Origin of the sequence: Psychrobacter jeotgali (assembly GCF_904846315.1) — a bacterium.
Lineage (GTDB): Bacteria > Pseudomonadota > Gammaproteobacteria > Pseudomonadales > Moraxellaceae > Psychrobacter > Psychrobacter jeotgali.
Genome location: NZ_CAJHAF010000001.1, coordinates 1,972,263 through 1,993,022, shown reverse-complemented (window position 1 = coordinate 1,993,022; position 20,760 = coordinate 1,972,263). Strand labels below are relative to the sequence as shown.

Sequence of the window (20,760 nt, the reverse complement as noted above, 5' to 3'; positions counted from 1 at the left end):
TCAATTATCTTAAAGTGATCAAAGTTATTTCAAATAGCATGATTTTAGTCATTGGATAACAATCATTAAATCTATTATTTGATTAATTGATCCCAAATAAAGAGGAAATACCCATGGCAAAGGCCAAGTTTGAACGCAACAAGCCCCACGTCAACGTCGGCACCATCGGACACGTTGACCACGGTAAAACCACACTAACCGCTGCTATCGCCACCGTAGCTGCTAAAACCTCTGGCGGCGAAGCCAAAGACTATGCAGCCATTGATAGCGCCCCAGAAGAAAAAGCCCGTGGCATCACCATTAACACCAGCCACATTGAATATGACACCGAGACTCGTCACTACGCTCACGTAGACTGCCCAGGTCACGCTGACTATGTTAAAAACATGATCACCGGTGCCGCTCAAATGGACGGCGCAATCCTAGTCGTATCAGCTACAGATGGCCCAATGCCACAAACCCGTGAGCACATCCTGCTATCACGTCAGGTTGGCGTACCGTACATCATCGTCTTCATGAACAAGTGCGACCTAGTTGATGACGAAGAATTGCTTGAGCTCGTAGAAATGGAAGTTCGTGAACTTCTTAACGACTACGACTTCCCAGGCGACGACACCCCAATCATGAAAGGCAGTGCCACCCAAGCCCTAAAAGGCGACGACGGCAAATACGGCGAACCTGCAGTTGTAGAACTACTACAAACTCTAGACACCTACATCCCAGAGCCTGAGCGTGACGTTGACAAAGCATTCCTAATGCCTATTGAAGACGTATTCTCAATCTCAGGTCGTGGTACCGTAGTTACTGGTCGTGTTGAATCAGGTATCGTTCGCGTTGGCGACGAAATCGAAATCGTTGGTATCAAAGACACTCAAAAAACCACCTGTACCGGTGTAGAGATGTTCCGCAAACTACTAGACGAAGGTCGTGCTGGTGAGAACTGTGGCGTACTACTACGTGGTACCAAGCGTGAAGACGTCCAACGTGGCCAAGTACTAGCTAAGCCAGGTTCAATCACCCCGCACACCAAGTTTGACGCTGAAGTATACGTGTTAAGCAAAGAAGAAGGTGGTCGTCATACTCCGTTCTTGAACGGTTATCGTCCACAGTTCTACTTCCGTACTACCGACGTAACTGGCGCAATCCAATTACAAGACGGTACAGAAATGGTAATGCCTGGTGATAACGTTGAGATGGGCGTAGAGCTTATCCACCCAATCGCTATGGACAAAGGCCTACGTTTCGCTATTCGCGAAGGCGGCCGTACCGTAGGTGCTGGTGTTGTTGCAAACGTTAGAGACTAAGACTTAATCATTACTGATGATTTAGCAGATTAGTCTAAAGCCGCTCTCTTTGTTGAGGGCGGCTTTTTTGTGGGTGTGTACATAACATCTCAAAATCAAATTCGTCATAAAATTTGCTGCTTTTCTATTGTAATTAAGGTTTAGGATTGCTATATTGACGCTGCAGATAATCTATATTATTCGCTAAAAAAGTTATGGTTTTAATATAAGCTGACTATTGTCTTAATAGCATTTATCTTAAATGCTAGGTTAGTTAGGCCGACTAACTGTTAAATTAGCGATTAACTAACAAGTTTTTTATCTCAAAAGCTTGCATTCTATACTCAATATTGTATAATGCTGTGCTTTAACACCCATAGGCGATTGGCTCAATTGGTAGAGCATCGGTCTCCAAAACCGAGGGTTGTAGGTTCGAGTCCTACATCGCCTGCCATCTTCTTACCACACCTTCTGTTGTATACCTTCTTCTCCAAAGCGAGTTCTTTATGAGCAATAATCAGGATAACCTCGATTCCAAGTTATCTGATGCCAAGGCGAGGGCTGGTGGAATGCTGAGCAAAGGTAAACATGTATCCGCAACTAATAAGACCACTGCAGTTGAAGTGGCTAAGACCGGATCTGCAAAAGATGTGGTGTTATGGCTATTAGCCATTGTAGCTTTAATAGGTGCGACTTTAGTCAACCAATATTTACCAGGTTATTGGCAACCTGCCAATGATATTTGGGTACGAATTGGACTCATAGTTGCTCTAGCTGTTTTTGCATTAATTTGTTTAGCACTGACCAATCAAGGCCGTGCTTTTAAAACCTTATTAAAAGATGCTGCTGTTGAACTGCGCCGAGTCACTTGGCCGGGTAAAGATGAAACCTTTCAGTACACTTGGCAGACTATTGTGGTTATTGCGATTGTCGGCTTCTTTATCTGGTTATTGGATAACTTTTTTAATTGGTTTGTTGGTCTGTTTATTGGCTAAGAGGTACGTATTAGTCCCTTTTTGCCCAAATTTTACTTATACGATTAGGAGCGTCATATGCGTTGGTATATTGTCCAAGCGTTTTCAGGATATGAAAAACAAGTGCAACGCTCATTAATCGAGCGCATAAATCGTAGTGACTTTGCTGAATCTTTTGGTGATGTCTTAGTACCTACCGAAGAAGTCGTCGAAATGAAAGACGGCAAAAAACGTAAAAGTGAGCGCAAGTTCTTTCCTGGATACGTATTGATTCAGATGGAGATGAACGATGATACTTGGCACATTGTTAATGAATGTCCGCGTATTATGGGCTTCATTGGTGGTACACCAGAAACCCCGGCGCCTATTACTCAGGTAGAGGCAGATCGTATTCTCAATCGTTTGAACCAAACTGAAGCGGCACCACGTCCGAAAACTTTATTTGAGCCCGGTGAAGAGCTATTGGTTATTGATGGCCCATTCACTGACTTCAAAGGCATGGTTGAAAAAGTAGACTACGAGAAATCCAAACTACACTTAACTGTAAACGTATTTAATCGACCTACTCAGGTTGAACTTGAGTTTAGTAAAGTCGAAAAACTAGACTAAACAGCAAAAATTCATCAACCGGGGAGCTGTTGTTTATTAATTAATGATTACTATATCAGTGATTAATAGGCTAGCGCTATCACCCATTTAGGAGAGTAACATGGCTAAGAAGATTGATGGTTACATCAAACTACAAGTCCCAGCAGGTAAAGCCAACCCTTCACCACCAATTGGTCCAGCACTGGGTCAAAAAGGCGTGAATATCATGGCGTTCTGTAAAGAATTTAACGCTGCGACTGCTAACCAAGAACCAGGTTTGCCGATCCCAACTGAAATCACCGTTTATAGTGATAAATCTTTTACCTTTATCATGAAATCACCACCAGCGGCGTTCTTATTACGCAAAGCTGCTGGCATCGCTAAAGGTTCAGGTACTCCGAACACTGCCAAAGTAGGTAAAGTGAACCGTGAGCAGTTAGAAGAAATCGTTAAAACTAAAGATGCCGATTTAACGGCAGCTGATCTTGATGCTGCTATTCGTACTGTCGCCGGTACTGCTCGTTCAATGGGTATTACCGTGGAGGGTGTGTAAATGAGTAAGTTAACCAAACGCCAAAAAGAAATTCAAAGCCGTGTTGATAACGAAAAACAGTACACGATTGAAGAAGCCGTTCAAATTCTAAACGATTTGCCAGCGCTTAAATTCAAAGAGTCTATCGATATTGCAGTTAACTTGGGTGTTGACCCACGTAAATCTGATCAAGTCGTACGCGGTGCAACTAACCTGCCTGCTGGTACAGGCAAAACTAAACGTGTTGCGGTTTTCGCTCAAGGTGCTGCTGCTGAAGCGGCTAAAGAAGCCGGTGCAGATATCGTTGGTTTTGAAGACCTAGCAGAAGAGATCAAAGCGGGCAATATGGACTTCGACGTAGTTATTGCTGCTCCTGACGCTATGCGTGTAGTTGGTCAGCTAGGTACTATCCTAGGTCCACGTGGCTTGATGCCTAACCCAAAAGTGGGTACGGTAACGCCTAACGTTGCAGAAGCGGTAACTAACGCTAAAGCCGGTCAAGCACAGTACCGTGTTGACAAAGCAGGTATTATCCATACCACTATTGGTCAAGTAGGTTTTACTGCAGAGCAAATCATCCAAAACGCTCAAGCATTATTATCTGACCTAAAGCGTGCGAAACCTGCAACTTCTAAAGGTATCTTTATTAAGAAAATCACTTTATCTAGCACTATGGGCCCAGGCATCACTATTGATCCTGTACCATACCGTATGGCTAAATAAGTATTTTTGATTTTCTGTCTTATAGATAACTCAATAAATAACTAAAGAATTTTCAAATTAGGTCAGCGTAGTATTTGCTACGCTGTCTAAGACCGTAGGTAAAGAGCAGTTTTAAAGTGTTATTAATGGCTCTAAGGGTTATTTTTAATGATTAAAAGCTGATCTTGTTAATCGATGAAAGATGAAAATCTTAATTGTCCTACGCAGACGGTGACCCACCCATTTTGATAAGAGCGGATAAGGTAACTTATTACTCAACGTCATTCTGATAACGGTGCCGTAATCAGTCATTATCAATAGGTGTTATTTTTATAGGACTTATTGGTGATGTATCGTATCAAGTCAATCAAGCTCCTTAGTTGATGGTTAAACTATCGTTTTAAGCTTTAATTAACGACTTGGTTGGTAAGATTAAAGGAGTCAACTTATGGCATTAACGCTAGAGCAAAAACAACAAGTTGTGGCTGAAATGTCTGAAGTTGCTGCTAATGCTTACTCAGCAGTAGCTGCCGATTATCACGGTATTGGTGTTGCAAAGCTCACTGAGCTGCGCCAACAAGCCCGTGAAAAAGGTGTCGTTTTGAAAGTGGTAAAAAATACCCTAGCAAAACGCGCTTTTGAAGGCACTAAGTTTGAGAGCATGTCAGACAGTATGACTGGTCCATTACTTTTGGCTTTTTCTATGGAAGATTTGGGATCTGCTGCTAGAGTCGTTTTCGACTTTAGTAAAGATAACAAAGCTTTAGAAACCAAATTAGTGTCAGTCGGCGGTGAAGTTTATGGTCCTGAAGAGCTAGAGCGTGTATCGAAGCTACCAACGCGCGACGAAGCAATCTCTATCCTCATGGCAACTATGAATGCACCAGTGACCAAGCTAGTCCAGACTATGAACGCAGTTCCTGGCAAGTTTGTTCGTACTGTAGCAGCAATCAAAGACGCAAAAGAAGCGGCTTAATAGCTTGTTTTAACGTAAATTTATTAACATTGTCAGCTGTTTTCCAAGGTACTAAATATTGGCATAACGCTATTAATAGACCAACAGTTTAACAATTTTAAATCAACTAAATTTTATCAGATAACGGAGAGTTCCCATGGCACTATCTAAAGAAGATGTGTTAAACGCAATCGCTGAAATGTCAGTAATGGATATCGTTGAATTAATCAGTGATATGGAAGAAAAATTCGGCGTAACAGCTGCTGTAGCTGCTGCTGCACCTGCTGCTGCTGCTGAAGGCGGTGCTGCTGCTGAAGAAAAAGACGAGTTTGACGTTGTTCTTGCTAGCTTTGGCGAGAAGAAAGTTGCTGTCATTAAGGCCGTACGTGAAGCCACTGGCCTTGGTCTAAAAGAAGCAAAAGACTTGGTTGAAAGTGCTCCAGCACCAATCAAAGAAGCTGCTAATAAAGACGAAGCTGAAGAGTTGAAAAAGAAACTTGAAGAAGCTGGTGCTACTGTTGAACTAAAATAAGTTCATCGTGCTACAAAAAAAGCTGGTAATGCCTTGCATTGCCAGCTTTTTTTTATTATAATTGTGAGCTTGACCTTTTGTGTCTACCAACATACGTATCACAAGCGGTGGATACCCATCAAAAGGACAGACAATATACATGCAAGCAAACACGCCATTTTTGAAAATTAGTTGATATAGGCTAAACGTCCGTAGATGTTTGGCATTTTTTCGTGTCTGCATACTTCTCTATTAACAATGTAGTTTGTATTAACCCTAACTGCTCATTATCCTAATTATTTTTCTTATCTAAATGGTTTTACTGTCAGTACGTAGGCTCATAGACGGTAGATAGAGTTGACGATACTACTTTTATATGTTTTTTGTATATTTGCTTCTGTATATTCATAGCGCTAAAAGATAGATGATTTAGAATGGATGGTTCTACTTTATTTACGGTTGAATTCTGAGCAAACGCAACCATATAGCCGTGCTCAGACAGGTTTTAACATTCTATTATTGCGTTATTTTTTTATTGTCGTTTACGTCGCCAAGTTTGCCTAGTATTAGTGCAGGTTGGTCACGCTTTTCATTTGTTTTCACGTCTACTGTAAGGACTCTCGATGGCATATTCTTATACTGAAAAAAAGCGTATTCGCAAAAGTTTTGCTGAATTGCCCACTGTAATGGACATTCCATATTTACTGTCTATTCAAGTAGATTCTTATGAGCACTTTTTGCAAGAGCACAAAAAGCCAAAAGCTCGTGAGAATTCTGGTCTTCAAGCTGCGTTTTCTTCTATTTTCCCTATCGAAAGTCACTCTGGCAATGCTGAGCTGCAATTCGTGGAGTATTATTTAGGTACGCCTGAGTTTGATGAGCGCGAATGTATTTTGCGCGGCTCGACTTTCGCCGCTCCTATGCGCGTAAAAATCCGTCTTATTATCAAAGATAAAGATAGTAAGGACAAAGACAGCAAAGCGGCGATCAAAGATATCCGTGAGCAAAGTGTCTATATGGGTGAAATGCCGCTCATGACTGATAACGGTACCTTTATTATTAACGGTACTGAACGTGTTATCGTCTCGCAATTGCACCGCTCGCCAGGCGTTTTCTTTGATCACGATAAAGGCAAGTCGCACTCAAGTGGTAAAGTGCTTTATAACGCTCGTATTATTCCTTACCGTGGTTCGTGGCTCGATTTTGAGTTTGATGCTAAAGACTTAGTCTTTGCTCGTATTGACCGTCGTCGTAAATTGCTAGCGTCTATTATTCTACGTGCTTTAGGCCTTACTACTAGCGAGATTTTAGAAACTTTCTTTGAAAAATCAACGGTTTATAAAGGCGAAGAGCAGTTCGAGATTGACATTGTTCCCGATCGCCTACGCGGTGAGATGGCGCAGTTCGATATCGTATCACCTGAAGGTGAAGTACTGGTCGAGCAAGGTAAACGTATTAATGCGCGCCGTATTCGTCAAATCGAAGAAGCGGGTATGACTCGTATTGCGGTGCCTGATGAGTATCTATACGAGCGTATTTTAGCAGAAGATATTGTAGTAGGTGATGAAGTTATCGCTCATGCTAACACTTTGATTGATCATGAATTATTGGTTAAGTTAAGTGCTTTTGAAGCGAGTGATTCAATAAAAGAGTTCACTATTTTATTCACTAATGATATCGATCAAGGGACTTATATTGCCGATACTCTACGTGCTGATAGTACTTCAAGTCGTGAAGAAGCATTGATTGAAATCTACAAAGTCATGCGTCCAGGTGAGCCACCAACGGTCGAGACTGCTGAGAAGTTATTCGACAGTATGTTCTTTAACGCTGATCGTTATGATTTGTCTAACGTTGGTCGTATGAAGTTCAACCGTCGTTTGGGTCTGGATTTCGAGAATACTGATGATCCAGATGTTCAGCGCGAACGTAGTGTATTAACTAATGATGATATTGTTAATGTGCTCAAAGAGTTGATCGAGATTCGTAACGGCCGCGGTGAAGTCGATGATATTGACCATTTAGGTAACCGCCGTATTCGCTCAGTAGGTGAGATGGCTGAAAACCAATTCCGTGTTGGTTTAGTCCGTGTTGAGCGTGCGGTAAAAGAGCGCTTATCGTCAGCTGAATCTGATAACTTGTCGCCACAGGATTTGATTAACTCTAAGCCAGTAGCGGCGGCGGTAAAAGAATTCTTTGGCTCAAGCCAATTATCGCAGTTTATGGATCAGAACAACCCGTTGTCTGAAGTTACCCATAAACGCCGTGTATCTGCGTTAGGGCCTGGTGGTTTGACTCGTGAGCGTGCAGGTTTTGAAGTACGTGACGTCCATGATACTCATTACGGCCGGGTTTGCCCTATTGAAACGCCTGAAGGTCCGAACATTGGTTTGATTAACTCGTTAGCAACTTTTGCTAAGACCAATAGTTTTGGTTTCCTCGAGACTCCTTATCGCCGTGTGGTTGATGGTAAGGTTACTGATGAGATTGAGTACTTATCAGCGATTGAAGAAGTCGGTACTGTTATTGCACAGGCTGATTCACCAATGAATGATAAAGGTGAGCTCAGTGAAGAGATGATCAGTGTGCGTAGCTATGGTGAGTTTGTACGGATGCCCGCTGACAAAGTGACGCATATGGATGTATCACCAAGTCAGGTAGTTTCGGTAGCAGCGGGTCTGATTCCATTCCTAGAGCATGATGATGCTAACCGAGCGCTTATGGGCTCGAACATGCAGCGTCAGGCAGTGCCAACCCTACGTGCTGATAAGCCGTTAGTGGGTACGGGTATGGAGCGTCACGTAGCTCGTGACTCTGGTGTTTGTGTGATTGCCAAGCGTGGCGGTGTGATCGAAGACGTTGATGCGTCTCGTATTGTGGTGCGAGTAAATGAAGATGAGATGACCGCTGGTGAAGCGGGTATTGATATCTATAACTTGATCAAATACACCCGTTCAAACCAAAACACTTGTATTAACCAGCGTATCATCGTTAACCAAGGTGATGCTATCGCTTCAGGTGATATCTTAGCTGACGGTCCTTCAACGGATTTAGGTGAGCTGGCTTTGGGTCAGAACATCCGCATCGCCTTTATGCCTTGGAATGGTTATAACTTTGAAGACTCCATCTTGCTGTCTGAAAAAGTAGTGAAAGAAGATCGCTTTACTACTATTCATATTCAAGAGCTAACTTGTGTGGCCCGTGATACCAAGCTGGGTACAGAAGAGATCACTGCTGATATTCCAAACGTCGGTGAGGCAGCGCTATCTAGTCTCGATGAAGCCGGTATTGTTTATATCGGTGCCGAAGTAGACGCTGGTGATATTTTAGTGGGTAAAGTTACGCCAAAAGGTGAAACCCAACTAACGCCAGAAGAGAAACTACTGCGGGCCATCTTTGGTGAAAAAGCTGCTGATGTAAAAGACACCTCATTACGTGTACCTACATCAAGCAAAGGCACGGTTATTGACGTGCAAGTCTTTACCCGTGATGGCGTAGAAAAAGACGCGCGAGCACGTGCGATTGAAAAGTCGCAGCTCGATAGCTACCGTAAAGATTTAAAAGAAGAGCTCCGTATCTTTGAAGAGGCCGCTCGTGGACGTATTAGTACGCTACTTGACGGTCAAAAAGTTAGTGGCGGTGCCGGTCTAAAAGCTGGTACGGTTATGGCTGCTGCTGATATGAAAGATATGACCCTTGAGACCTTGCTTGATATTCAGCCGGTTGAAGAAGAGATCTCTGAGCGTCTAACGCAGATCGCTGACTATTTAGTCGACAAGCAAAAAGATATCGATAGTAAGTTTGCTGAGAAAAAACGCAAGCTAACGGCTGGTGATGATCTACAGCACGGCGTACAAAAAATCGTTAAGGTATATCTAGCGGTTAAACGTCGTATCCAGCCCGGTGATAAGATGGCGGGTCGTCATGGTAACAAAGGGGTGGTGTCGCGCATTATGCCGGTTGAAGACATGCCTTATGACGAAAATGGTAATACCGTTGACATCATTTTGAACCCACTAGGTGTTCCATCACGTATGAACATCGGTCAGGTGCTAGAGACCCATTTGGGTATGGCAGCAAAAGGCTTGGGTGATAAGATTGATGAGATGCTAAAAGCGCAAGCGGCGATGAAAGACTTGCGTGATTTCTTAGATAAAATTTACAACCAAGTGGGCGGCGAGAGCGTTGACCTTGATAGCTTGTCAGACGACGATATCATGGCCTTAGCTAATAACCTGCGTGGCGGTGTACCTATGGGTACGGCAGTATTTGACGGAGCGCATGAGCACCAAGTCAAAGATCTGTTAGAGCTTGCAGGTCTAGCACGTGATGGTCAGCAAACCTTGTATGACGGTCGTACCGGTCAGAAGTTTGACCGTAAAGTGACGGTAGGTTACATGTATATGCTGAAGCTTAACCACTTGGTTGATGACAAAATGCATGCGCGTTCTACCGGTTCTTATTCACTGGTTACTCAGCAGCCACTTGGTGGTAAAGCTCAGTTCGGTGGTCAGCGCTTCGGTGAGATGGAAGTGTGGGCACTAGAAGCTTACGGTGCGACTTACACCTTGCAAGAGATGTTGACGGTGAAATCGGATGACGTTGAAGGCCGTACTCGTATGTATAAAAACATCGTCGATGGTGAGCAGTACATGGATCCAGGTATGCCTGAATCATTTAACGTACTGACCAAAGAAATCAAATCATTGGGTATTAATATTGAGTTAAAGCAAAGCAACTAGGCTAGCTCTAAGTAAGGTTAAAAGCAGCAACCAGCTAGGTTGGGGCTGCTATTAACCTTTTATCTCAACCCTATTCATTGCCTTCATTCATCTTATTTGCGTCAGTAATACGCTATCAGATGATTATAAAGATAACGGAGAAGCAACTTGAAAGATTTACTCGATATCATGCAAAGCCCTACCGCAAGTGGTAATCAGGAATTTGATAGTATCCAGATTACCCTTGCCTCACCTGATGTGATTAAATCATGGTCACACGGTGAAGTTAAAAAACCTGAAACGATTAACTACCGTACTTTTAAGCCTGAGCGTGATGGTCTATTCTGTGCCAAAATCTTTGGCCCGGTAAAAGACTTTGAATGTCTATGTGGTAAATATAAGCGTCGTAAATTCCAAGGCGTTATTTGTGAGAAGTGTGGCGTTGAAGTCACTACCGCTAAAGTTCGCCGTGACCGTATGGGTCATATCGATCTTGCCAGTCCTGTTGCTCATATTTGGTTCTTAAAATCATTACCAAGCCGTATCGGTTTGCTACTCGATATGACCTTGCGTGACATTGAGCGTGTCCTTTATTTTGAGAGCTATATCGTTACTGAGCCAGGTCTAACCAGCTTAGAGAAGTATCAATTGCTGGACGATGAAGATTATTATCGTGCGCTTGAAGAGTTCGGTGATGAATTCGTCGCCAAAATGGGTGCTGAAGCGGTTCAAGACTTGTTAAAAGATATCGATTTAGATATCGAGATTGACGAGTTACGTGAAGCGATTCCGCAAACGGGTTCTGAAACCAAGCTTAAAAAGATGTCTAAGCGTCTTAAATTATTAGAAGCTTTCCGTGATTCTAATAATAAGCCTGAGTGGATGGTGATGACCATTTTGCCAGTATTGCCACCAGACTTGCGTCCACTAGTACCTCTAGAAGGCGGCCGTTTTGCGACTTCAGATCTAAACGATTTGTACCGCCGCGTTATTAACCGTAATAACCGTCTAAAGCGTCTGCTTGAGCTCAGCGCCCCTGATATCATTGTGCGTAACGAAAAACGTATGCTACAAGAATCAGTTGATGCCCTGCTTGATAATGGCCGCCGTGGTCGTGCGATTACCGGTAGTAATAAGCGTCCTCTCAAATCTTTGGCAGACATGATCAAAGGTAAGCAAGGTCGTTTCCGTCAGAACTTACTAGGTAAGCGTGTCGACTATTCAGGTCGTTCGGTTATTGTGGTTGGTCCAACACTGCGTTTGCATCAGTGCGGTTTGCCGAAGAAAATGGCGCTTGAACTATTCAAGCCATTCACTTATTCAAAACTGCTGTCACACGGTATGGCTACCACCATCAAAGCTGCCAAAAAGATGGTTGAGCGTGAAGAGCCGCAAGTGTGGGATATGCTAGCGATGGTTATTCGTGAGCACCCAGTACTACTAAACCGTGCGCCGACTTTGCACCGTTTGGGTCTACAAGCGTTTGAGCCAGTACTTATTGAAGGTAAGGCGATTCAGCTGCACCCTCTGGTTTGTACCGCATTTAACGCTGACTTTGATGGTGACCAAATGGCGGTACACGTGCCATTGACCTTAGAAGCACAGCTTGAGTCGCGCGCTTTAATGATGTCAACCAACAACATCTTATCGCCCGCTAACGGTGATCCGATTATCGTACCGTCACAAGATGTGGTCTTAGGCCTGTATTATATTAGTCGCTCATCAGTGAATGCTAAAGGCGAGGGCATGATCTTTGCTACCGTCAATGAAGCATTACGCGCTATTGGTTCAAACGATTTGCATGTGAACGCTAGAATCAAAGTTCGTGTGACAGAAACACACATTGATGAAGAAGGTAATCGAACTAAAACAACCAGTCTAAAAGATACGGTTGCTGGTCGTTTACTTATCTGGAACATCATGCCTAAAGGTATGGCGTTTGATGAGTGCAATCAAGAGATGACTAAGAAAAACATCTCACGTTTAATCAACTCTTGCTACCGTAAGATGGGTGTTAAAGACAGCGTAATGTTCGCTGACCAATTGATGTACTTAGGATTCGCTCAAGCGACCTTATCAGGGGTATCTATCGGTATCGATGATATGGTTATTCCGCCAAGCAAAAAGCAAATTATTGGCGTAGCAGAAGCTGAAGTGCGTGAAATTGAAGACCAGTTCGAGCAAGGTTTTGTTACTGCTGGTGAGCGTTATAACAAAGTGGTCGACATCTGGTCGCGTACCAATGATAAAGTCGCCAAAGCGATGATGGACAACTTAGCTACTGACAAAGTAATCAATGCGCAAGGTGAAGAAGAAGAGCAGAAGTCGTTTAACTCGATCTTTATCATGTCCGATTCAGGTGCTCGTGGTAGTGCCGCACAGATTCGTCAGTTGGCAGGTATGCGTGGTTTGATGGCAAAACCGGATGGCTCAATTATTGAGACCCCGATTAAAGCCAACTTCCGTGAAGGTCTAACTGTACTGCAGTACTTTATTTCTACTCACGGTGCACGTAAAGGTCTGGCAGATACGGCATTGAAAACCGCTAACTCTGGTTATCTGACTCGTCGATTGGTCGACGTAGCGCAAGATTTAGTTATCACTAGTGAAGACTGTGGTACTGAAGAAGGTTTACTCATGACGCCGCATATCCAAGGTGGCGAGATCATCGAAAAACTCGGTGAGCTGGTTCTTGGTCGAGTAACCGCACGTGACGTGACCTACAATGATGATGCCGATAAGGTTCTGATTCCAGCAGGTACGCTGATCGATGAGCACTGGGTTGATATTCTTGACGAAAACGCTATTGATGATATCTGGGTGCGCTCGGTTATTACTTGTGATGTACCGCATGGTGTTTGTTCACAGTGTTACGGTCGTGACCTTGCTCGTGGTCACAAAGTTAACATTGGTGAGTCAGTAGGGGTTATGGCTGCCCAGTCTATCGGTGAGCCAGGCACTCAGTTAACTATGCGTACTTTCCACGTGGGCGGGGCCGCAAGCTCAGCTTCAGTAGATAACAGCATCTCGGTACGTAATGCCGGTCAAGCACATTTTGAAAATATGAAAACGGTTCAGCATACCGATGGGCACTTAGTTATTGTGTCACGTTCAGCTGAAATTGCTCTAACTGATGAGCTTGGCCGTGAGCGTGAGCGTTATAAAGTACCTTATGGTTCAAGCGTTTTGGTCAAAAATGAAGAGCAAGTTGAAGGCGGCCAGACTATCGCTAAATGGGATCCGCATACGCATCCTATTATTACTGAATTCGCCGGTACGGCACGTTTCAGTGATATTACTGACGGTATGACTGCGACAGTTAAAGTCGATGATGCCACTGGTATGAGCTCGTTTGAGATCTTGGCTACTCGTGATCGTTCAAGTACAGCAAAAGACTTACGTCCCGCTATTATCTTGAATACTGACGAAGGTAAAGAAGTGGTTTACTTCTTACCTGCTGAGACTATCATTCGCGTTAGTGATGGCGAAAAAGTAGCGGCTGGTTCTATTTTAGGCCGTGTACCACAAGCGACTTCAGGTACTAAAGATATTACCGGTGGTCTACCTCGTGTTGCTGACTTATTCGAAGCACGTCGTCCGAAAGATCACGCTATTATGGCTGAGATGACGGGTGTAGTAAGCTTTGGTAAAGAGACTAAAGGTAAGAACCGCTTTATCATTACCAATGAAGATGGTGAAGTGCATGAAGAGCTGATTCCAAAATGGCGTCAAATCAACGTCTTTGAAAACGAAACGGTAGCACGTGGTGAAGTTATCGCTGATGGACCGCAGAATCCGCACGATATTTTGCGTCTAAAAGGTCAGACAGCGCTTGCTAACTATATCGTTAACGAAGTACAGGACGTTTACCGCTTACAAGGGGTAAAAATCAACGATAAGCATATTGAAGTTATTATTCGTCAGATGCTGCGCAAAGTTGAAGTTACTGACGCTGGTGATTCAAACTACTTTAAAGGCGATCAAGTTGAATATGCTGATATCAAAGCCCTTAATGCTAAGCTGATTGAAGAAGATAAATTCCCAATTCAGTATGAGCGTCAATTGCTAGGTATCACAAAAGCCAGCTTGGCCACTGAAAGCTTTATCTCAGCTGCCTCTTTCCAAGAGACTACTCGAGTATTAACAGCAGCAGCGGTAACGGGTAAAGTTGATGAGCTGCGCGGCTTGAAAGAAAACGTGGTTGTTGGTCGCTTAATCCCTGCAGGTACGGGTCTTGCGTATCATAAAGCTCGTAAAGAGAAAGCTGAGCAGAAGTTGCAAGATAAAGATCTTAATGCAGCGTTCGATATGGGTGCTAGTACGGATAGTAAAGACTTCGCCAGCTTCGATGAAGCGTTTGCACAAGAGCTTAATCAAGACAACTAATTGTCTCAATAATTCTGATATCATAATCAAAAAGCCAGCCTTGTTGCTGGCTTTTTTTTGTTGCTGAATTTTAGGGAAAAATAATTTTTTAGAGTTTCTTCAAGCTATTAATCGAAGTCTAGCGTTTGCAGCAAGGCTAACAGGTTGAAGTGAAAAGGCCCGCTCAATAGCATTGAGCGGGCCTTTTTAATAGTGATTTAATTATTCATGAAATAAGTCAGTTATTGAAACATTACTATTCTGGCATTGGAGGCATTTGTTCTACAGGGGTTAATGGTAGTTGGTTTTGTCTAGTACTACTGCCACCGTTATTGCGGTTAGTAGTATTACTGCCACTTTCATTAGCATCATTTTCTACTGACGGTTCAGGCTCAGGTGCTTTACGTTGCTGTACTTTAGGTTTAGCAGGTTTGGAGGTATTGCTGCTATTAGCCCCATTTTCCTCATCAGAGGTAACTACACCAGCGTCCGTCATTTCAATAATACGCTGACGCTGCTTTTCAGATTTTGAACGATTGTCTAGCGATACCCATTGATTGGGAGTGTTTTTCAATTGTGCTCGCATAAAGTCTATCCAAACCGGTAGAGCAGCGACACCGCCATACTCACGGCGACCCATAGTGGAGGGCTGATCAAAACCCATCCATACTACCGTAGTATTAGTAGGATGGAATCCTGCAAACCAAGCATCTTTTGCTTCGTTAGTGGTCCCTGTTTTACCACCTACGTCATTGCGGCCCAATGCTTTTGCGCGCACACCCGTACCCCGTTGTATCACGTCGCGTAAGATATCAGCCATCTCGTAAGCTACTCTTGGCTTCAAAATACGGGGTGCTTGAGCAGCAGGTAGGTATTGCACTACGGGAGCTTTTAGCCGATCCGCTGTTGGACTAGCATCATAAACGCTCAAATCCACAGTTGAGTTTACCTGCTCGCTATCTTTTTCGCTCTCACTGCTCTCTGTCGCATCAGTGGTAGTAAGCTGTTCGCTGTCAGGGCTATCCTTATCTTCTTCGCCTTCCTGACCATCCGCTATTAGTTGCGCATTAAGCTCATCAAGCTGGTCGTTAAAACATAGAGCACAAGCTTGTTGCGGGTTGGCTTGAAATAATAAATCATTATCATAATTATAAATTTGTTCAATAAAGTAAGGCTGAATACGATGCCCACCATTAGCAAAGGTTGCATAGGCGGTTGCCATCTGTAAAGGAGTGGCTTGACCAGTACCTAAAGCTAATGACAGTGTGGTTGGAAGCTTTTCTTTATCGAGGCCAAATTGGTCTAATAAATCACGAGAATCAGAGATACCAATCGCTTGTAATAAGCGAATAGAGACTAAGTTGCGCGACAAATAAAGTCCACGACGCAAGGTAATATCCCCCAAAAAACGACCATCAGAGTTGTTTGGCTTCCAATCTCCAACTTGAATGGGGCGATCTGAGACAATACTGTCAGGACGATAGCCTTTTTCAAGAGCAGTAGTATATATCAGGGGTTTGATAATTGATCCGGGCTGACGCCAGCCTTGTAAAGCACGATTAAATTTACTGTGATTAAAGTCGAAACCGCCAACGAGTGCTCTAACAGCGCCTGTATCTGGATTTAAGGAGACTAAGCTACCTTGAATATCTGGTATCTGCGCTAACTGCCAATTGCCGTTATCAGTTTTGATTAAACGCACAATATCTTTTTCGCTAACGACTTGGGAGGCATTACTTGGTAGATGACCAAAACGGTCGGCGGATATGTACTTACGTGCCCAGCTCATGCCAGACCAGTTAACCGTTACATTCTCGCCTGAGGGCATAGTTGCCTCAAAGCTACGAGAGTTTACTTTGGTTACTTTAGCAGGATACATACTGCTATAACGTCTGAAGTTCTCAACCGGCTCATCAACTGCTTCGGGACCGCGCCAACCGTGACGATGATCATAGGCAATCAAGCCTTTGAGTACCGCAGCTTCTGCATCTTGTTGGGCTTGGCTATCGATCGTTAGCCGTACACGCCAACCCCCATTAACCACTTGTTCACCATAGCGACTGACCAAAGCATAACGAGTCATTTCTGCCAAATAAGGCATATTTACATCAAGCTTTTCTTGATACAAGTTGAGACCAACAGGCGAATTGATAGCTTCATCCTGTTGCGCTGCATCGATATAACCAAGCTCATGCATGCGCCCAATAATCCAGTTGCGACGAGTAAGGGCACGACTAGGATTGGCTACAGGGTTATATTTCGAAGGGGCTTTTGGCAGGCCTGCAAGCATAGCCATTTCAGCAATAGTGAGATTCTCTAAAGATTTACTATAATATTTTTTGGCTGCTGCACGTATCCCGTATGCGCCTTCACCCAAATAAATTTTATTGACATATAAAGTCAAAATCTCATCTTTACTAAGCTCATCTTCCATTTTTCGAGCTAAAAAAAGCTCAGTAAGCTTACGGTTTAAAGTACGCTCTGAGCTTAAAAAGTAGTTTTTTGCTACCTGCATGGTGATGGTTGAACCGCCGGTCTGACCCTCATCGTCAGTGACTGCTTCAGTGACTGCCCGACCAAGTCCTTTAATACTAATACCGCTATGCTGAAAAAAGGAAGAATCTTCTGCTGCCAAAAAAGCATTAGTTAGATCTTCAGGAATCTCATCGAAGGTAACTGGTAACGACAAACGATTGCCATACTGACCAATAAGCTTATCGTCTTGACTATAAATTTGTAGCGGCATTTCTAGATTAGCGGTTTTAATCTCTTGAATGCTAGGCAAGGTTGGCGATAAATACATCGCCATGCCATAGAACCCAATGGGCACGGCTAAAGCTAGGATGATGGCCAGAGCTAAGCAAGCAATGACAAGCCCTACCAAAAAGTGAAGAAGACGAGCGGTAGTATTTTTCTGGGTCATAATAAGACTTATCGATTAAAAATTGCAACGAATAGCACATTATACCTTGAACAAAACAGGTGGGTCATACTAAATGTGTAATTTATCACGTCTAGCTATTTAAATACTTGAGTATTACTACAAAGTAAAGTATTGTATCTAATTATTGCATTAATGTTAACCTAAACCTCCCATGTAAGGTGTAGAGTTCGTGAAGATATTTCCTTCTAAGAGTCAACATTTTATTGGAGTGGATATTTGTGCCACTTCAGTGAAGCTAGCTGACGTTCAGCGTCAGCAAGGCCTATTTCATCTGAAGTCCTATGGTATTGAAAGTTTATCACCGGGGGTGGTGATAGATAAGCTTATTGTTGATACTGAAGCTGTGGGAGAAGCTATTGGCCGCTTGCTAAAACGCTGCCAAATAAGCGCTAATGAGGCGGCAACTTCAGTATCAGGTTCATCAGTGATTACTAAAGTTATCGATATGGATATGGCACTTAGTGATATTGAACGTGAAGCGCAAATTCGCTTAGATGCCGATCAATATATTCCGTATCCACTAGATGAAGTCAACCTAGATTTTGAAGTACTAGGCCCTTCCTTAGTAGGCGATAATATGGTGCAGGTATTATTGGCCGCCTCACGTTCAGAGAATGTCGAACAACGTATCGATGCGCTAGCTTTTGGGGGGTTGAAGGCAAAAGTGATAGACATTGAGTCTCATGCCATTGAGCGTGCTTTTAAATTAATGGTTGATAGCTTGCCTTATTTACCTGAGTTGGTGGCTTTGGTAGATATCGGCCACAATCAAACGACCTTATATATAGCCAAAAATGGTGAGTTTGTTTATAACCGTGAACAGCTATTTGGTGGTCTACAACTCACAGAATCTATCCAAAATCGTTACGGACTATCCTTTGAAGAGGCCATGATTAATAAGCGTACCAACACTCTACCGGATGATTATTATCCTGAGATTTTGACGCCCTTTATGGAAAGTATCCTGCAACAAATTACCCGCTCTCTACAGTTTTATTTCTCTTCTAGCCAATACAATACTATCGACCATTTGGTAATCGCTGGTGGCAGTAGCGCTATTCCAGGGCTTGCTGGCATGGTACAGCAAAAACTTAATGTGCCAGTCTCGGTTGCCAATCCATTTATTAATATGACCATCAACTCCCATATTGATAGCGAGCAGCTAATAAATGATGCACCGAGCTTAATGGCTGCGTGTGGTTTAGCCCTAAGGAGCTTTGACTAATGGCTCATATTAATTTACTACCGTGGCGACAAGAAGAGCGTTTGCGCCGTAACAAAGAATTTATCATGTTAGTGGCAACCGTTACTTTGTTGGCGCTATTAGCGGCACTTGCAACGTGGAGTTATTTTAATAGTGAGCTTGATGAGCAGCTTGATGCCAATGCGCTGATTAAACAAGAAAACAGTCGCTTAGATGCCGCTTTAGTAGAAATCGATACTTTAGAGCAGCGCCGAGAAGATATTATCTCGCGCATGCAGGTTATTCAAGACTTGCAAGGCCGTCGACCAGTACCAGTGCATTTATGGGACGACATGGCTAGAGCTCTGCCACCAGCACTGTATCTAAATAGCTTAAAGCGAGAAGGGGATTTATTAACCTTAACGGGTCTTGCTGACAATCCAAATGTGGTATCAAGTCTAATTCGCAACCTCGATGACAGTCAATGGATGGGCAACTCAGCAGTACGTAATATTCAGCAGAATATCAGTGCTTATCAGCCTGCACCTGATCTAAATGAGACTCAGACTGTCAATGGGCAACCACGCCCCGTCTATCCTGAAGATAGTTATGTACAGTTTGTAGTCACTACTCAAGTACAGTCGCAAAATACCGTGCCAACCGTTGATGAGACAGCTACGCTGGCTAGTGTTACCGCTAAAGCTGGAGGTGACTCATGAAAATTACCCGTAAAAGCAGTCTGCTTAATAAAAGCAACCTCAAAAAAAGTGTCGTTAAAAAAACAAACACTACTAATGCTGTGATTAGCGCAAAAAAACCGTTTACTTTTAATGATTTTCGTAGCAGCTTTCAGTCGCTAGACAGCGAAAACTATGGTAGTTGGCCAATAGTGGTCAAAGTTACGGTATTAATATTCATCGTCGCTTTTATTGCCGCTTTATCTTGGGCGTTGCCCATCAGCAGTAAAATTGATCAAATCAATGCCGCTGAAAGTGAGCAACAAACCTTACTTGATAGCTACCGCGAAAAAGAATCACGTGCCCGTCATCTGGAAGCTTATAAGCTCCAAGTAGCGCAGATGGAAACAGAATTCAATACCCTGTTAGATCAGCTGCCTAAAGACACCCGAGTATCTGAGTTGGTTGAAGGCATTAATATGACTGGTGTCGGTAGTAATATACGTTTCCAAGATATCTCTGTAGAGCCTGAAGTTGAAAATGAATTCTTCATTGAGCAGCCTATTCGTATCGCTGCATTGGGTGAATACCATCAGTTCGGCAGCTTTATGAGTGGCCTTGCTGCTTTGCCACGTATTATCACTATGCATGACTTTGAAGTTAGTAACCCACAACCAACGCTAGAGGCTATTCCTGAGCTGAACTTGGTGCTGCAAACCAAAACTTATCGCTCGAAAGACTCAGCATCGGAAGATGATGCCGTTATTGATGATGCAGGGAGCAACTAATGATGAAGCAGTTACCGGCGTTATTGATAGTTAGTATGGCAACTTTGACGACAGGTTGTTCAGACCGTATTGGAATGGCAGAGCAGTCAATGAATGAGATTCGTAATGAGCAGGCTCAGCCTATCGAGCCTCCACCTCAAGCTGAGCTGATAGAAGACTTTGTTTATAGTGCTAGCTTGCTACGTAGTCCGTTTTTACCTCCCAGTTTGGTAAATGTACAGAATACTCAGACTTCTATAGATGGTGTACGCCCAGATATTACGAGAGCTAAGGATGCACTCGAGCAGTATGAGCTTGCACAATTAACCTTCCGTGGGATGGTTATCTCACCTGAGGGGCTGCAATATGCTTTGATCCAGCGTCCAGATGGTTCGGTCGCCAGCATAACCGTTGGTGATTATCTTGGACTCAATGATGGACGCGTGGTTGAGATCACTCCCACCCAGATTAATTTGATTGAAATTGTACCAGACAGCCGCGCAGGGTTTATTGAAAGACCGCAGTCGCTGGTTTCTCCCATAAGTTAAATTGGTAAGT

At 43.4% G+C, this 20,760-nt stretch carries 14 protein-coding genes and 1 tRNA gene; 14 read left to right on the top strand and 1 reads right to left on the bottom strand.

The window, feature by feature from the left end:
- The first annotated feature begins 113 nt into the window (after nucleotides 1-113).
- The 10 genes from tuf (at nucleotide 114) to rpoC (ending at nucleotide 14,652) form a co-directional block, all read left to right on the top strand.
- Nucleotides 114-1,304 carry an elongation factor Tu gene (gene tuf / locus JMX18_RS08130; protein WP_201586661.1) on the top strand — a complete coding sequence of 397 codons (1,191 nt, stop codon included), beginning with the start codon at nucleotides 114-116 and terminating at the stop codon, nucleotides 1,302-1,304.
- 357 nt (nucleotides 1,305-1,661) lie between these two features.
- A tRNA-Trp gene (locus tag JMX18_RS08125) sits at nucleotides 1,662-1,737 on the top strand.
- Nucleotides 1,738-1,789: 52 nt separating this feature from the next.
- On the top strand, nucleotides 1,790-2,278 hold the full coding sequence (gene secE, locus JMX18_RS08120; RefSeq protein ID WP_201586660.1) for a preprotein translocase subunit SecE: 489 nt from the start codon (nucleotides 1,790-1,792) through the stop codon (nucleotides 2,276-2,278).
- A gap of 57 nt (nucleotides 2,279-2,335) precedes the next feature.
- Entirely contained in the window at nucleotides 2,336-2,866 is a 531-nt protein-coding gene (nusG, locus tag JMX18_RS08115; RefSeq protein WP_201586659.1) for a transcription termination/antitermination protein NusG, read from the top strand.
- A gap of 100 nt (nucleotides 2,867-2,966) precedes the next feature.
- Entirely contained in the window at nucleotides 2,967-3,398 is a 432-nt protein-coding gene (gene rplK / locus JMX18_RS08110; protein WP_201586658.1) for a 50S ribosomal protein L11, read from the top strand.
- Nucleotides 3,399-4,100 (top strand): 50S ribosomal protein L1, encoded by a 702-nt coding sequence (rplA, locus tag JMX18_RS08105; protein ID WP_201586657.1) that lies wholly within the window; start codon nucleotides 3,399-3,401, stop codon nucleotides 4,098-4,100.
- A gap of 427 nt (nucleotides 4,101-4,527) precedes the next feature.
- Nucleotides 4,528-5,055, top strand: coding sequence for a 50S ribosomal protein L10 (gene rplJ / locus JMX18_RS08100; protein WP_201586655.1), 528 nt, complete (start codon nucleotides 4,528-4,530; stop codon nucleotides 5,053-5,055).
- A gap of 136 nt (nucleotides 5,056-5,191) precedes the next feature.
- Nucleotides 5,192-5,566: a 50S ribosomal protein L7/L12 gene (gene rplL, locus JMX18_RS08095; RefSeq protein WP_201586654.1), complete on the top strand. Its 375-nt coding sequence runs from the start codon at nucleotides 5,192-5,194 to the stop codon at nucleotides 5,564-5,566.
- Between the two features lie 602 nt (nucleotides 5,567-6,168).
- Entirely contained in the window at nucleotides 6,169-10,287 is a 4,119-nt protein-coding gene (gene rpoB, locus JMX18_RS08090; RefSeq protein ID WP_201586653.1) for a DNA-directed RNA polymerase subunit beta, read from the top strand.
- Nucleotides 10,288-10,434: 147 nt separating this feature from the next.
- Nucleotides 10,435-14,652, top strand: coding sequence for a DNA-directed RNA polymerase subunit beta' (gene rpoC / locus JMX18_RS08085; protein WP_201586652.1), 4,218 nt, complete (start codon nucleotides 10,435-10,437; stop codon nucleotides 14,650-14,652).
- A gap of 235 nt (nucleotides 14,653-14,887) precedes the next feature.
- Here the strand turns inward: rpoC and JMX18_RS08080 are convergent, their stop codons facing one another.
- Nucleotides 14,888-17,554, bottom strand: a complete 2,667-nt coding sequence (locus JMX18_RS08080) for a penicillin-binding protein 1A (RefSeq protein WP_201586651.1) — start codon at nucleotides 17,552-17,554, stop codon at nucleotides 14,888-14,890.
- 190 nt (nucleotides 17,555-17,744) lie between these two features.
- Between JMX18_RS08080 and JMX18_RS08075 the strand changes: the two genes are divergently transcribed.
- The 4 genes from JMX18_RS08075 to JMX18_RS08060 are packed head-to-tail and all read left to right on the top strand — an operon-like array spanning nucleotide 17,745 to nucleotide 20,750.
- Nucleotides 17,745-18,800, top strand: coding sequence for a pilus assembly protein PilM (locus JMX18_RS08075; RefSeq protein ID WP_201586643.1), 1,056 nt, complete (start codon nucleotides 17,745-17,747; stop codon nucleotides 18,798-18,800).
- Nucleotides 18,800-19,477 (top strand): PilN domain-containing protein, encoded by a 678-nt coding sequence (locus JMX18_RS08070; protein ID WP_201586641.1) that lies wholly within the window; start codon nucleotides 18,800-18,802, stop codon nucleotides 19,475-19,477. The genes JMX18_RS08075 and JMX18_RS08070 overlap by 1 nt, the downstream gene beginning before the upstream one ends.
- A complete protein-coding gene (gene pilO / locus JMX18_RS08065; protein WP_201586640.1) occupies nucleotides 19,474-20,223 on the top strand; it encodes a type IV pilus inner membrane component PilO in 750 nt (249 codons plus the stop codon). Before JMX18_RS08070 ends, pilO begins: the two co-directional genes overlap by 4 nt.
- Nucleotides 20,223-20,750: a pilus assembly protein PilP gene (locus tag JMX18_RS08060; protein WP_201586639.1), complete on the top strand. Its 528-nt coding sequence runs from the start codon at nucleotides 20,223-20,225 to the stop codon at nucleotides 20,748-20,750. The genes pilO and JMX18_RS08060 overlap by 1 nt, the downstream gene beginning before the upstream one ends.
- Nucleotides 20,751-20,760 lie beyond the last annotated feature (10 nt).